This window comes from Methylobacter sp. Wu8, from assembly GCF_036440755.1.
In the GTDB taxonomy this organism is placed as follows: domain Bacteria; phylum Pseudomonadota; class Gammaproteobacteria; order Methylococcales; family Methylomonadaceae; genus Methylobacter_A; species Methylobacter_A tundripaludum_A.
Window position 1 is genome coordinate 78,931 of sequence record NZ_JAZGVT010000068.1, and the last position, 13,541, is coordinate 92,471.

The window sequence follows — 13,541 nt, forward strand, 5'->3', positions numbered from 1 at the left end:
ACTAACCCTCGATTTGGCCGTCGCGGAGGTTGACCACCCGGTCCACCATCGAAGATTCATAGACCAGCGGATCATGGCTGGTGATGATCACGGTTTTACCTTCCGCCTTGAATTTCTCGATGATTTCCATGAACCGGTACGACAGCTTGGTATCGAGATGGGCGGTCGGCTCATCGGCAATGATGATATGCGGATCGTTGATCAGGGCGCGCACGATAGAGGCGCGCTGGGCTTCCCCGCCGGACAACCACTCCACCTTAGAAGCGGCCTTGTTGGCGATATTAAGTTCGGACAGACCGTTCATCGCCTTGATTTTCAGATGCGAACGCTTTTCCCCGAGCGGGTAGGCAGGCAACATCACGTTATCCAATACCGATATACCCTTAATCAGGTTCGGTTGCTGAAAAATAAAACCGAAAGTCTTGCGGCGAATATCGGTCAAAAACCGTTCCGGCAGACTGGTAATTTCGCGTCCTTGCAACTTTACCCGCCCCGCCGAAGGACGGCTCATGCAGCCGACGATGCTGAGCAACGTCGTTTTTCCCGAACCGCTGGGGCCTTTCAGCACGGTGACCTGGTTTTCCTCGATAAACAGATTGACGCTGTTCAGCGCCGAAAACTCGCTTGGATTGCCCGCGTTAAACACTTTTTTAACATTGACCAGTTCGATCATGACTATTCTCCAGTAAATCGCATCGCCGAATCAGGGTCGATGGTCGCAGCCCGCCAGATCGGAACAATGGTCGCCACGGTGTAGGGAACCACGGTCAGGAAAAACAGCGTCGTCAGCTGTTCGAGATTGACAAACGGCGTCAGCTCGAAATTCGGATAAAGACTCGACCAGCCCTTCAGCGCCGGCTCGAAAACAATGGAACCGGTAAAAAAGACATGCACATAAGCCAGAATCACGCCGCTGAAAAAAGCCGTCAGCGAAACCACGGCCCCTTCCCAAAATTTCATCTGGATCACGTCCGACGTTTCCCAGCCCACCGCCTTGAGTATGCCGATTTCCCGCCGCTCCCCTGCGCTCAGACCCGAAGCCTTGTCCCAGGCGAAAATAACGAAGGCGAGCACCGCCGCCGAGAAAATGACGATCATCATGCCGCCGCGCCAGTTGAAGATGGAATCGTAAGTCCTCAGAATCTCGTCGCGAATAATCGGCCGGGCATCGGGCAAGTGTTTCTTTATTTTCGACGCCACCATTTCCACTTCGCTGGGATTGTTGACGGCGACGGTAAGATCGGTCACATGGCTCTGGTCGATGCCGAACAGTTTTCTAAAATCTTCGCCGGTAATCAGCATCAAATCGGAGGAAACCAGTTCCGATTGCGAGGACAGGACGCCCGCGATCCTGAAATTCATCACCTTGCCGTCAAAGGCGCGAAACGGCATGTAATCATCCTTACCGATGTTGCGAAGACGCGCGACGCCGTTGCCGATAATCAGCGTTCCCGGTTCTAGCACCGCGCCATTGAGCTCATACAAGGGTTTGGCCGGCTGCCCGCCGGATTCGCTTTCAACCACCGTGGTCTTCGTGGACGGCTTGGCGGCATCGTTGCTTGGCGGCGTCAGCAGCGTGTAATTGGCGCTAACCAGACTGTCGTAATAATAGCCCCACAACCGGCTTTCGACGGAGGCCACCCCACGGATGTTTTTAATGGTTTCGATATAACTGGCCGGAAAAAGATCGTGCCGCCCGGCGACGATTTTTTGCACCACAATTTCCGGCGCGCCCTTCAGGATCAGCGAGGCTTCTTTTTTAATCGCATAAGTGAAGAACATCGTCGAGGCCAGAATAAAGACGATCAGCGTATATAAAGCCAGCAAACCGAAGTTTTTCACTTTTCTGCGCAGCAATGAAGAGATAGTAAAGTCTATGATGTAACGTTGTTTTTCAATCCAGTTTCTCATGGGCGATCGATAATCCTTTCGGGGGGTTGGGTGAACGAACCGGACGGAAAGTGTTCCAGCGACAGCGGATGGTCCTGGAACGCGGTATTTAAATCGGCTTGCGACAGATGTCGGGTGTAGCGGGCTTCGGTGAACAGGCACAGATCGGTCAGTTTTAGCGCTTTAACCAGCGCCGATTTTTCTCCGAGGCTTTCCTGCTGCGCCTTTGCGCTAAAAGAGGCATGCATCAGCAGCAGACCCAGAAAAAAAACGCCGGTCGATAAATACAAAAAAAATAACGAGGAATTTCTCATCGGCAATGCTCAAAAATGTGCCAGTCGTTCAAGGATTGTTCTGTGCGTAATGGGTAACTGAATTACCCGCTTTATAAAGGCGGTTCAATTGCTCTTGCTTTTAAATTATCGGCAAATGATCCAGGTCTGGCAACAATATATTCGATTATTATAAAACTTTAGTATAAAACACAAATATCACTAAGCGCGATTCGATTAAGAGAGCACAATATATGCCTTTTATATTTAATTAAAATTAATCAAAACATTAGAAAAAGAACGAAAAACAAACCCAATTAAACTATGTTATATCCCACGTTAATTACGTTAAATAACACAGTTTAATAAAAGAATTAATATCCTTAATAACTACTTATTTAAACCGATCGTAGCTATTCGGCAGAGATTAGTTAGACCGGCCGGATTTTTAAAACACGGAAGCACAGAACCGGACGAATTTGATTTTCTTTTTTATCGGCGTTTATCCGTAAAACCCGCGCCATCCGCGTTCCCGGCAACCGCCGGGCAGTTGGAACCCATCATTCCGGCATAACCCGGCGCCACAACTGCTTCAATTCCCGAATCAAGCGTTGCTGCTCGGTTTCTGTTGCCGGAATTTCCTGCTCCACAGGCTGCGTTTTTTCCGCCCTACCCACTTCAGGCTCGTTGTCAACGACAATAAAGGTTCCGGGAATCATCCCCATCCAGCAACTCCACGGCACCACGCCGGTCTCGGGGGGCGTGAACTCAATGACCTGAATGCCGGGCTCGAACTGAATATCAAGCCCGTACTGCGGCACCACGATTGCCTTGTTGCATTCGTTTAGTTCCTTGGCGTTGATCACCCATTTGACCGGAACGCCTTTGCGTAATGTAAATTTGTTCGGTTTGAATCCGGTTTTAATCACATCCATGTTGATGATTTGTTCGGTTTCGCAGGAAGGGCTTTCAGCGACCGTCGGCGACAATTGCTGCGACACGCGGGCAACCAGGGTATTGAAATCAACGCCGGTACCGGTGACCGCCAAGCCGCGGTTCAGCATGATTGCGCCCAGCGCCATGACGATCACCCCGGAAGCTTTCAGCAGTTTCGGCGTCAGATTGGTCGAAAGCAGACTGGTCAGAAAGCCGAAACCCAGCAATAACGGCAAAGTGCCGATGCCGAAAAAGAACAGAATCGCCGCGCCTTGCGACCAGCTGCCGGTGCCGGCCGCCATCACATACATCGCTTGCAGCGGCCCACAAATAATCATCAAACCGTTCAGCAAGCCGATCACAAATGGATTGCTGTGCCTGCGGTACTCCTTGCCGACAAAGCGCATCAGGAACTTCGGCGCTTTAAACTGAAAACGGCTCAACGACGGAAACACTTCCAGCATGTGCAATCCGAACAGAACAAGAAAAACCCCCGCCGCGACGCCGACTGCACCTTGCGTGTAAGGGGTGAACGCAACGATTGAGCCGAACGCACCAAACAGCGCGCCGATCAATGTATAAGAAATCGTTTTACCGATACCGTAAAGAAAATGCGTGGCGTAGGATTTATGTCCGTTGGTAGCCGATTTTGCCGTGTAACCGAGAATCAGCGGGCCGCACATGCCGACGCAGTGAAAGCTGGTCAGGAAGCCGATCAGGATCAACAGGCCATAACTCATGTCGCGACTGAGTTTAGGCATGTCGGAATGACTCATGAACCAGCTGTCGAGCCAAAGAATCAAGCCGATGCCAAAAAGCGCAAATGTGACCGCTACGACTTTTTTTAATACCGAAAACAAAGCGTTAGGACGATGAACCGGATCAGGTTGAAAACTCTCGTTGTTACTAGTCATGACTGGATGTTAAGCATCGGTAAAATCCTTCGGATTGGCATAGAACCGTAAGAATAAATCCATTAACAATAGGATTATTGAAGTAAATCGGATATAGCTTATTAAATACCCAGCATAGGGGTCAAGTAAGAGTTTATTTTTACCCAGCAGATCTATTGCACAACGAAGTTCAGTGGAGTACATTTAAACAAACTGTCAAGTTATATATACGGCAGTAAGTTTTTCTGCTTTTGATAATATCCTTACTGCAATGACATAGAAAACTGAATATTAATTGACTTAATTATAAAAATTGTCTTAAATAAATTTTAGTTACAATATAGGGTATTCGATGAATCACATATCTACAGAAACACATTCGACCCCGAACCAGGGAAAAACGGCCATGACAGCAAGCCATTCGACTAAAGGCGAGCTGGTAGTGAAAGGCGTTGCAACGACCATGGCGGCGGCAACAATCCTGGAAACGGGCAAAGGCGTCATGACTACGCTGGCCAAACACCCGCTTGTGATGTTCGGAATGGGTTTTGTTGCCGGTTATCTGACGCATAAATACCGTAAAGAAATTATTGTGCTCACTAGCAAAACCGCCGAACAAAGCAAGGATTTTGTCTTGAAGCAAAAAGAACATCTTCAAGACTTCCTTGCGGAAAGCCTGCAGGATGCCGAAGACACTGACGCTACAAAATAAGGTAATCCCGTAGCGCGCGATAAGCCGATAATGACGTTCTGGAGTTCAAAGCCGGCTTTGAACAATTTACAAGTACAAGGCTAGCCTTGTACTCCACCATATTGTCATCGCCATCTTTACGGATATTGCGCGCGGGTAACCATTGAACAGATACAGAATAAGCGGTTAAGAGCAAACTATCGTCCGGCTCAAAATGTGTATTCAGCTTTTGAGCCCTGTTAATAACATTGAATAAGGAGCGTAAATTATGGCGCATGTACACGGAGCAAAGGCTGTAGCCGAGACTGGAACGGCAAAAATGATGGACTCAGCGATGGAGAAAATGACTCTGGGCTCAATGATGAGCGAGGGCATGGGATCGATGATGAAAACGCCTGCAATTGCTTCGGGCGTTGCCGTATCCGCCGGTTCCAGCGCAGGGAAAAGCGTTATCAAAAAAATCATCACACATCCCTTGACGCTTTTCGGTCTCGGTGTCGTTGCAGGCTGCTATATTTATAAGTATCGCAAGTCTATCATTTCGGCTTCCGACGAAACCCGGTAACAAGAATAAACCTAAAAAGATCAGTTGGAATGCGCAAAATCCGTTCGTGCTGAGCTTGTCGAAGCATGAGCGGCCCCCATTCGACAAGCTCATGACAGGCTCAGGCAAGCGGTTAAGCCTTGAGGCGTGCATCCCGCCACCTTAAAGTTGGCAGGCTTTTACTTAAGGCATAGCCGGTAAAAGTTCTGAAATATCACTATCATGGACACTGAAATGAAAGCTTCTGATACCGGCAGTTTAACCCACGGCAAAGTAGTTCATGCACTGAACCGGCGAGTCCGTATTATTGCCCCGATTCTGCGCAAAGATCCTGAACGGGCATGCGTTCTGGAGATCCTGCTGCAAAAGCGGGAAGGCATCGAAAAAGTCCGCACAGTTCCCGATATTGCTTCCATAGTCATCCACTTCGATCCCGATAAACTGCCGAAAACAAAGCTGCTCTCCCTGTTGGATGCGTTACTGGCGAATCTGGGCAAAAAAACCACAACTGTTTTCAATAACGCTACGCAATTAATACCTGCCGAGGGCGATGAACATCTTGCCGAACAGGAGTTCAATCTCAGTGTCGATGGGATGAGCTGCGTATCCTGCGCACTTTTAATCGAGATGCTGTTGAACCGGGACCCGCGCATTTCGTCGGCGAACGTCAATTACGCCACCGAAACCGCTACGGTGGCCGGTCGAACCACTAAAGAAAACGTGTGCATGCTGATCGGCAACATGGGCTACAAAGCGCAGAATCTGGATAGCCTGGCTCAGCGCCAAATTATGATCGCGCGCGAAAAACAACGCCTGATCGATGCCCGGCGGCGCGCCATTTTGGCCGGTGTGCTAAGTTTGCCCGTCATGATTATCGGCATGGCCGCACCCACGTCCCGGTTTTGGCACTGGACGCAGCATTTGCTCGCCACGCCTATCGTGCTCTGGGCAGGATGGCCGTTCTTTGATAAAGCCGTAAAACTGGCCCGGCAACGGGCCACCAACATGGACAGCCTGATTGCGATGGGAGTGGGTGCGTCTTACGGTTACAGCGTGGCGTCCCTGCTGGCCGGTAAACGGGGGCAGTACTTCGATTCAGCAACCGGGATCATAGCCTTCGTCCTGATCGGCCGCTACCTGGAGGAAAAAGCCAAAGGCAAAGCCCATGAAGCGATCCGCTCGCTGGTCGATTTACAGCCGCAAAACGCAACCGTCATGCATGGCAACAGAAAAGTCCTGATCAGCGTTGAGCAGGTTCACGTCAATGACATATTGCTGATTCGCCCCGGCGAAAAAATCCCGACTGACGGCATCGTGATTGACGGCCTTTCGACTGTCGACGAATCCATGATAACCGGCGAAAGTCTGCCGGTTGTAAAAGAGCATGGTCACCACCTGGTCGGCGGCTGCATTAACGGCAACGGCGTTCTAAAAATGCGCGTCACCGCTGTCGGCACGGACACCGTCCTGGCAAACATTATTCATATGGTGGACCAGGCCCAGTCGTCCAAATTACCCATCCAAAAAACCGTGGATCGAATTTCCGCTGTTTTTGTACCCTCCGTGATAGCGGTATCGTCACTTACCTTCCTGGCCTGGCTGTCGGTCGGCGTGGGTTTTCGAATCGCCTTCAGCAATGCCGTAGCGGTACTGCTGATCGCCTGCCCCTGCTCGCTCGGCTTGGCGACGCCGATGGCGATCATGGTCGGCACCGGGCAGGCGGCGCGGCGCGGAGTTTACATCCGCAACGGGGAAAGCCTGGAGATGGCATCGAAGCTGACTACGATCGTATTCGATAAAACAGGAACCATTACCGAAGGCAAGCCTCAGGTTACCGATTTCATTACCGTTGCTAAAAAGAGCGAGCAGCGCATATTAACCTTGGTTGCTGCGGCCGAATCCGGCTCCGAGCATTTTCTGGCGAAAACAATCGTTGCTTATGCTCAGGAACATCATGTCAGCCCGGTCAAGGTCGAAGCATTTACCAATGTCCCCGGCCACGGCATTCATGCCAGGGTGGACGGTTGCGATGTCTTGATCGGCAATCGCTCCTGGCTTGAAGAATCGGGCGTTGATTTAAAAACCTTGGCAAAACGCGCCCTATCCTTGGCCGAACAAGGCAAGACTCCGGTTTATGTGAGCATGGACGGCAAAGTGGCGGCGCTGTTCGGCATCGCCGACCAACCGCGGGCGAACGCAGGGGAAGCTATCGAAAGACTGCGCAAGCTGGGGCTCAATCCCATGATGGTCACCGGCGATACCGAACAAACCGCCCGTTACATTGCCGAACAGGTGGGCATCGATACCGTCATTGCAAACGCCAAACCGGACCGGAAACTCGAAATTGTCCGCGAGTTGCAAGCCCAAGGTAATAAAGTGGGCATGATCGGCGACGGCATCAATGATGCGCCCGCCCTGGCATCGGCCGATGTCAGCTTTGCGATCGGCACAGGCACCGATGTCGCGATCGAAACCGCCGATCTTACCCTGGTCAGCGGCGACATCAGCAAGGTCGCCGATGTGATGGAATTGAGCGGCGAGACCTTGCGCGTGATCAAACAAAACCTGTTCTGGGCCTTGGGTTACAACACGATAGCTATTCCGGTGGCGGCTCTGGGCAAGCTTAACCCGATGATTGCGTCGGGTGCGATGGCCTTAAGTTCCATTTCGGTAGTGCTTAATTCCTTGAGGTTGCAGCGCAAGTAGATGGATGGGGGCAAGGCTTCAAAAAATGTTGGGCATGCTGTTTATGCCCAACATTTCGATGGTTGAATATGGACATGACTAGCCATTTGCCCATACCCAAACACTGAAACTGCCTGAATTCGGCCCTTTTCTGCCTATCACCCCTTCTAATTGACCGACGCCAATATAGTCTTAACCGGCCATAGATTTTTGACGTTTTTGTTAATACACTGAAAGGAAAAATCCTTACAAAGATCACTCAGTAATTGTTACAAAGCAAGTTTCGTGGTAGATATACAGAAAACTATATAATCACTTGTTGGGCCAGCAGAAAACGATATGAGTTCCTCAAATAAAAAAGGATATCAGTTCCAGCGAGACGTAATGGGACTGTTGGAAAAACTTCAACAACGCCACCCAGACTTAGTATCCTTTTCTTCGCAGCCTAGAATTGAGCTTCAAAATGGGGAACTGGTTATTCCAGATTTTCAGTTGGTTATTCACTACACTGCCGAAACGCGCCATTATTTAATTGAGTGCCAAGACAGAAAAAAATACTCCCACGCTATTCTTCATAAGATTCAGCATATCCGCAATAAACAGCCACTGAAAGTTATTTTCTTTGTTTATGGCGAATGCATTCCCGATGAGCTGCAAAGAGCCATGACTGAGGAAGGGATAGTATTTCTTGTTATTTCCGAATTTGAGCAGTTTTTGTTACAAGTGGCTGAACAACTTCAGAATCAGCCAAAACGACCAGCCAATTATTCAGCACCGAGATACGGGGGAATTAATGGTAACCAATTGCTATGCTCATTCGATAACGCTTTGTCCCGAGTTTCTCAAGTGAAAGCTGAATTGCCCGCTGCTCAATCGATAGCGGTTGCGCTCTATTTCGTATATTCGCGAACAGAGTCTAATACCGGTAATTTGATAAAAGGGATTCGTGAATTTGATCGCAAGCGGATCAATCCCTTCGCATCGTACTATCCTGGCTGGTTTGATTATGGAAGCGGCGGAACCGTTCTACTCGCTGATGAACCGGATTTCTTTGAGCGTGCGTACTGGGCAGAACTGTCTTCCCTGAAGCAACAGCTAAAAGGTGGCTTTAAAGATAAGGGCCACGATATGTTGCTTATTGATTTGAGCATTGACGGAAAATTGCTTTTTTCCCGATGTCTTCACGTTTCGCTTTCATCGCTGTCACGTCAAGGCATGCCATTATGGGACGCATTATTAAACATGAGCCTATACTTTAACGACATGGAGTTGAAATCATCCGAGCACGCTAGGTCGTACAATACCGGCCTCGTGGTGAGCAAGAGCAGTGTTGTTGATGCTTTCTTGCAGTTTCTTCAGTCGAAGCAGGTGGACATTGAAACTACTTGTGAGAGGATTGCTGGCGAAGATATTGACGTGTTGCCAGGTGATTTTGGTGAAATTGAAATATAAGCTTTTTTGCCCAACAATCGCATGCACTCGGACCGCAAAGAGCACCGCTCGTTCCTCGCTCTGCTTTTTGCGTCCGGTGATGCGTGGCGTTATGAATGAGCAGCCGGGTCGGGCAACCGCTTTTTGTTGCCCGACATTTCAGTCTAAAAGCAAATTATTGGAATATAAAAATGCCGCCTAAGATTAAAGAACTTGTTCGTGATTTAGAAATGGCTGGTTTTGTTAATAGAGGCGGCAAAGGTAGCCATAGAAACTATGAACATCCAAACGGTAGCCGCATTACTATTTCTGGGCAACTCTCAGATAATGCTAAACCCTATCAAATTCGCGAGACAAAGAAAAAGATTGTGGAGTCAAAATAATGAAAGAAAGTGACCGCTATATCAAAATTGTTGAATGGTCCGATGAAGATGGATGTTTTGTTGGTTCTTGTCCCGGAATAATTGACACTTGCTGTCATGGAGATGATGAGATTCAAGTTTATACCGAGCTTTGTCAGATTGTGAATGAATGGGTTGAAACTATCAAAAATGATGGGAAGCCTTTGCCATCTCCTACGGTGAGCAGGAATTTAGCCAGTAAATTATTGAATGTAGCCTAACCCAACGCTCCAGCGGAGCTTCACGTTATGAATGAGCAGTTTCTAACATAAACCGGCCATTCCAGAACCCTCCTTGGAAGACAGGAAATGGCCGAAAGCAGGTATTCATAGTTTTGATCTTTAGATAATGTCGGCATAAGTCCGAATTCGATTTCATTTATGCCGGATCGAATCCGGACTTTTACAGTTTATTCATTGACTCCTGATTTTGAACCGCATGCCTCAGTGCGACAAAATCAGCTTGCGACATTTAACTGTCCTGAATGTTTTTTATCAAGCCGGTATAGTATTCAAGCATTTGTTGCAGAAACAGAATAACCGCATCGATTTCATTTTTTATATCGTGGATGAAATTATGTTGCTGGAAGCTTTCGGCAGCATAGAACGACAATCCCATATAGATCGTGTTGCAGCCCATCGCGATCATAATCAGCGCGGCAGACTTCAACATCAAGCCTCTAAATTGGGCGCTCATTTTGCCGAACGCCACGCTGACAAACAGCATGGTAGGCAAAGTGCCTGCGCCGAACGTCAGCATCAGCAAGCCGCCTTCCATAATGGTCGTCGCCGATGTCGCTTTAACCGCCATCGCAAAGGTTAACGGACACGGCATCAGGCCGTTTAACAATCCGGCAATCGTTGCGCCAAGCAAGGGGCCTTTGCTTCTCGATTCGGCATAACCCCGGCGCAACACATTCATCGGCAACAGCTTTACCGAGCCTTGAAAGGGAATCCAGCCTAAAATACCCAGGGCGAGAACAATCACAACAGCACCGATGATCATTTGCAGGATGCTTTGAACTTGACCGAACACCCCGCTGGAAACCAGCACGACGCCGAGTGTGGCCGCTGCAAATCCGACCAGGGTGTACACGAATATTCTGGCAAACTGATACGCAAAATACGGCAAATAACTTTTTGACATGCCTGGTTTCATAAAACACCCTGAAACCAGCGCGCCGCACATTCCGACACAGTGGCCGCTGCCCAGTACGCCGGCCATAAAAGCAAGGCCGTAATCAAATCCGCCGGCAGCGGCAACGACATGCTGCATGCCATGATCCATCGTTGAATGATCCATTGCGTTCCTATTTTTTATTTAATCTTAATGAGTTAACAATAACCGAAACCGAACTTAAGGCCATCGCCGCTGAGGCTATCATCGGGTTGAGATTTCCCATCGCCGCAACCGGAATGGCAATGACGTTATAACCGAATGCCCAGAACAGGTTTTGCTTGATGATCCTGATGGTATCGGTGCTTAACTGGATAGCCTCGGTCACCTTGGTGATGTCGCCGTGCACCAGCGTCATATCGGCCGACTCAATCGCGATGTCGGTGCCGGTGCCGATCGCGAAGCCGACATCGGCAGCCGCCAATGCAGGTGCGTCATTAATGCCGTCACCGATCATGCCGACCTTTTTGCCGTCATCTTGAAACTGGTGAATGATGGCCAGTTTTTGTTCCGGCTTGGCATTGGCAATGACCGTTTCAATGCCCACAATAGCGGCAATATAATTTGCGGTTTTTTCGGTGTCGCCGGTTACCATCAGCGTGTGTACGCCCAGTTTTTTCAGGTGCTGAATGGCTTGTACGGCCTGAGGCCTGGGCTTGTCGGCAATGCCGAATACAGCCGCCGCTTTGCCGTTGATTGCCATAAATACCGGCGTTTTGCCTTGCCCTGAAAAATCGCCTGCCGTAGCCAGCAAACCGTCAACCACGATGCCTTTCTCCAACAGCCAGGCTTGATTGCCCAACAACAGCATTTTGCCGTCTACTTCGGCCTCGATGCCCCGGCCGGTTTCGCTGTAAAAATGCGTGCATTCCTGCAATTCGATAGACCGTTCCTTGGCATAGGTAACGATCGCCTTGCCCAAAAAATGCTCCGAACTGTGTTCCGCCGAGGCCGCCAACCGGATTATTTTTTCTTCGCTGATCCGGGACAGTTTGAGCAAATCGGTGACTTTAGGCTTGCCCTCGGTAATCGTGCCGGTTTTGTCGAAAACAACGACATTGAGTTTCGCGGCCGTTTCCAGGCTTTCTCCGTTGCGGATATAAATACCTTCGCGCGCGGCCTGCCCCGCGCCCACCATAATCGCCGCCGGTGTCGCCAAGCCCAATGCGCAAGGACAGGCGATCAGCAATACCGTGATCGCGTTACCGAAAGCGAAGCCGAACGGCGCACCTACCAGCAGCCAACCGGCCATGGTTAAACCCGACAGAACCATCACTGAAGGCACAAACACGGCGGAAATTTTATCGACCTGTTTTTGGATCGGCAACTTGGTCGCCTGCGCCTGATCGACCATATGCACTATGCCCGCCAACACGGTATCCATGCCCACCGCCGTTACGCGGATACGCAACGCGCCGTTGCCGTTGACGCAGCCGCCAATGACCTGATGGCCCACGTCTTTGACGACGGGCAGGCTTTCTCCGGTCACCATGGCCTCGTCAACCGTCGATACGCCGTGGATGACGATGCCGTCGGTCGGTATTTTCTCGCCGGGACGCACCAGCAGCACATCGTCTATCGCGCAATCGTCAACGGCAATGACTATTTCCTGTCCGTCGCGAATCAGGGTTGCGGTTTGCGGTTGCAAGTCGACCAGTTTGCGTATCGCTTCGCCGGCTTTACCTTTGGCTCTCTCCTCTAAAAAGCGCCCCAACAGCACAAAAGTGATGATGGCCGCGCCCGCTTCGAAGTAGATATGACCGCTGCGCCTGAATAATGCGGGCAAGCTGTAGCCGTAAGCCGAGCCGACGCCGAGAGCGATTAACGAGTCCATATTGGCCGTTCGTTGCTTTGCCAATCGCCAGGCTTTGGTAAAAAACGTCCAACCCGACCAGAAAACCACCGGCGTGGTCAGCGCAAACTGCATCCAATGCAGCCAGCGCGAGGTCGGCATGCTCATGCCGACAACGACAACCGGAAAACTCAAAACAGCGGACCAGATAAACCGGCGTTTAGCGACAACAATCCTTTGCTGCTCTTTTTCGATCAGTTTTTTACGTTGCGATAAGGTATCCATCGCGTAGGTTTGATAGCCTAAAGTCGCAACCTTGGCGCTCACGTCATCCTTGGCTAACTGACCATGAACGGTCAGGGTTGAAGTTCCGAAGTTTACGCTGGCTTGCTTGATTCTGGGGTCGCGCTTTAGCACCATTTCGATCAGCAAGGCGCAGGATGCGCAGGTCATGCCTTCAACGGCAAGATCGACTTCCTGTACCGGACCATCGAAGACCTTTTTTTGTTGTTCGTGCTGTTCGGCCTGTTTCCGGGCAATATTACCCAGCACCGCATCCAACATAATCAGTAAATTCTTTTTGGGCAGATGGGTCGGGTCGAACTGAATAACGACAGAACCCAACGCGTATACTGAGCGCACCCTTTTTATTTCAGGCCGCTTTTTTAAAAGAATCTCGAAAATATAGCCGCGCTCCTGATCGTTTTTCAAGATCGGCGAGATGATTCGGATACGTCGGGTTAATTGATGGACTAGCTGGAAATTTTTCGGCGTAGAAGCTTGTGTATCCATAGCGAAAGTTTTCAGAGGGGCTGGAGAGTATAGCGAAG

At 49.9% G+C, this 13,541-nt stretch carries 12 protein-coding genes; 6 read left to right on the top strand and 6 right to left on the bottom strand.

What is annotated here, in order from left to right; all coding sequences use genetic code 11:
- Position 1 precedes the first annotated feature (1 nt).
- The 4 genes from V3O24_RS12560 to V3O24_RS12575 form a co-directional block, all read right to left on the bottom strand.
- On the bottom strand, positions 2-673 hold the full coding sequence (locus tag V3O24_RS12560) for an ABC transporter ATP-binding protein (protein WP_331307485.1): 672 nt from the start codon (positions 671-673) through the stop codon (positions 2-4).
- 2 nt (positions 674-675) lie between these two features.
- Complete coding sequence (locus V3O24_RS12565) at positions 676-1,911, bottom strand: FtsX-like permease family protein (RefSeq protein ID WP_331307486.1); 1,236 nt, start codon at positions 1,909-1,911, stop codon at positions 676-678.
- Positions 1,908-2,204: a hypothetical protein gene (locus V3O24_RS12570; RefSeq protein ID WP_331307487.1), complete on the bottom strand. Its 297-nt coding sequence runs from the start codon at positions 2,202-2,204 to the stop codon at positions 1,908-1,910. The genes V3O24_RS12565 and V3O24_RS12570 overlap by 4 nt, the downstream gene beginning before the upstream one ends.
- Positions 2,205-2,722: 518 nt before the next feature.
- Positions 2,723-4,012 carry a sulfite exporter TauE/SafE family protein gene (locus V3O24_RS12575; RefSeq protein WP_331307488.1) on the bottom strand — a complete coding sequence of 430 codons (1,290 nt, stop codon included), beginning with the start codon at positions 4,010-4,012 and terminating at the stop codon, positions 2,723-2,725.
- A gap of 385 nt (positions 4,013-4,397) precedes the next feature.
- Here V3O24_RS12575 and V3O24_RS12580 point away from each other — a divergent pair, with 385 nt between their 5' ends.
- From V3O24_RS12580 to V3O24_RS12605, 6 genes are all read left to right on the top strand, one after another.
- On the top strand, positions 4,398-4,703 hold the full coding sequence (locus V3O24_RS12580; RefSeq protein WP_331307489.1) for a hypothetical protein: 306 nt from the start codon (positions 4,398-4,400) through the stop codon (positions 4,701-4,703).
- A gap of 247 nt (positions 4,704-4,950) precedes the next feature.
- Positions 4,951-5,247: a hypothetical protein gene (locus tag V3O24_RS12585; protein ID WP_331307490.1), complete on the top strand. Its 297-nt coding sequence runs from the start codon at positions 4,951-4,953 to the stop codon at positions 5,245-5,247.
- A 213-nt stretch (positions 5,248-5,460) separates the two neighbouring features.
- On the top strand, positions 5,461-7,932 hold the full coding sequence (locus tag V3O24_RS12590; protein WP_331307491.1) for a heavy metal translocating P-type ATPase: 2,472 nt from the start codon (positions 5,461-5,463) through the stop codon (positions 7,930-7,932).
- 318 nt (positions 7,933-8,250) lie between these two features.
- A complete protein-coding gene (locus V3O24_RS12595; protein ID WP_331307492.1) occupies positions 8,251-9,363 on the top strand; it encodes a hypothetical protein in 1,113 nt (370 codons plus the stop codon).
- Positions 9,364-9,458: 95 nt separating this feature from the next.
- Entirely contained in the window at positions 9,459-9,725 is a 267-nt protein-coding gene (locus tag V3O24_RS12600; protein WP_331307493.1) for a type II toxin-antitoxin system HicA family toxin, read from the top strand.
- Positions 9,725-9,964, top strand: coding sequence for a type II toxin-antitoxin system HicB family antitoxin (locus tag V3O24_RS12605; protein ID WP_104424393.1), 240 nt, complete (start codon positions 9,725-9,727; stop codon positions 9,962-9,964). The genes V3O24_RS12600 and V3O24_RS12605 overlap by 1 nt, the downstream gene beginning before the upstream one ends.
- Before the next feature lie 250 nt (positions 9,965-10,214).
- On the opposite strand, the gene V3O24_RS12610 is transcribed toward V3O24_RS12605, so the two are convergent.
- Positions 10,215-11,045, bottom strand: coding sequence for a sulfite exporter TauE/SafE family protein (locus V3O24_RS12610; protein ID WP_331307494.1), 831 nt, complete (start codon positions 11,043-11,045; stop codon positions 10,215-10,217).
- A 7-nt stretch (positions 11,046-11,052) separates the two neighbouring features.
- Positions 11,053-13,503 (bottom strand): heavy metal translocating P-type ATPase, encoded by a 2,451-nt coding sequence (locus V3O24_RS12615; protein ID WP_331307495.1) that lies wholly within the window; start codon positions 13,501-13,503, stop codon positions 11,053-11,055.
- Positions 13,504-13,541: the final 38 nt, after the last annotated feature.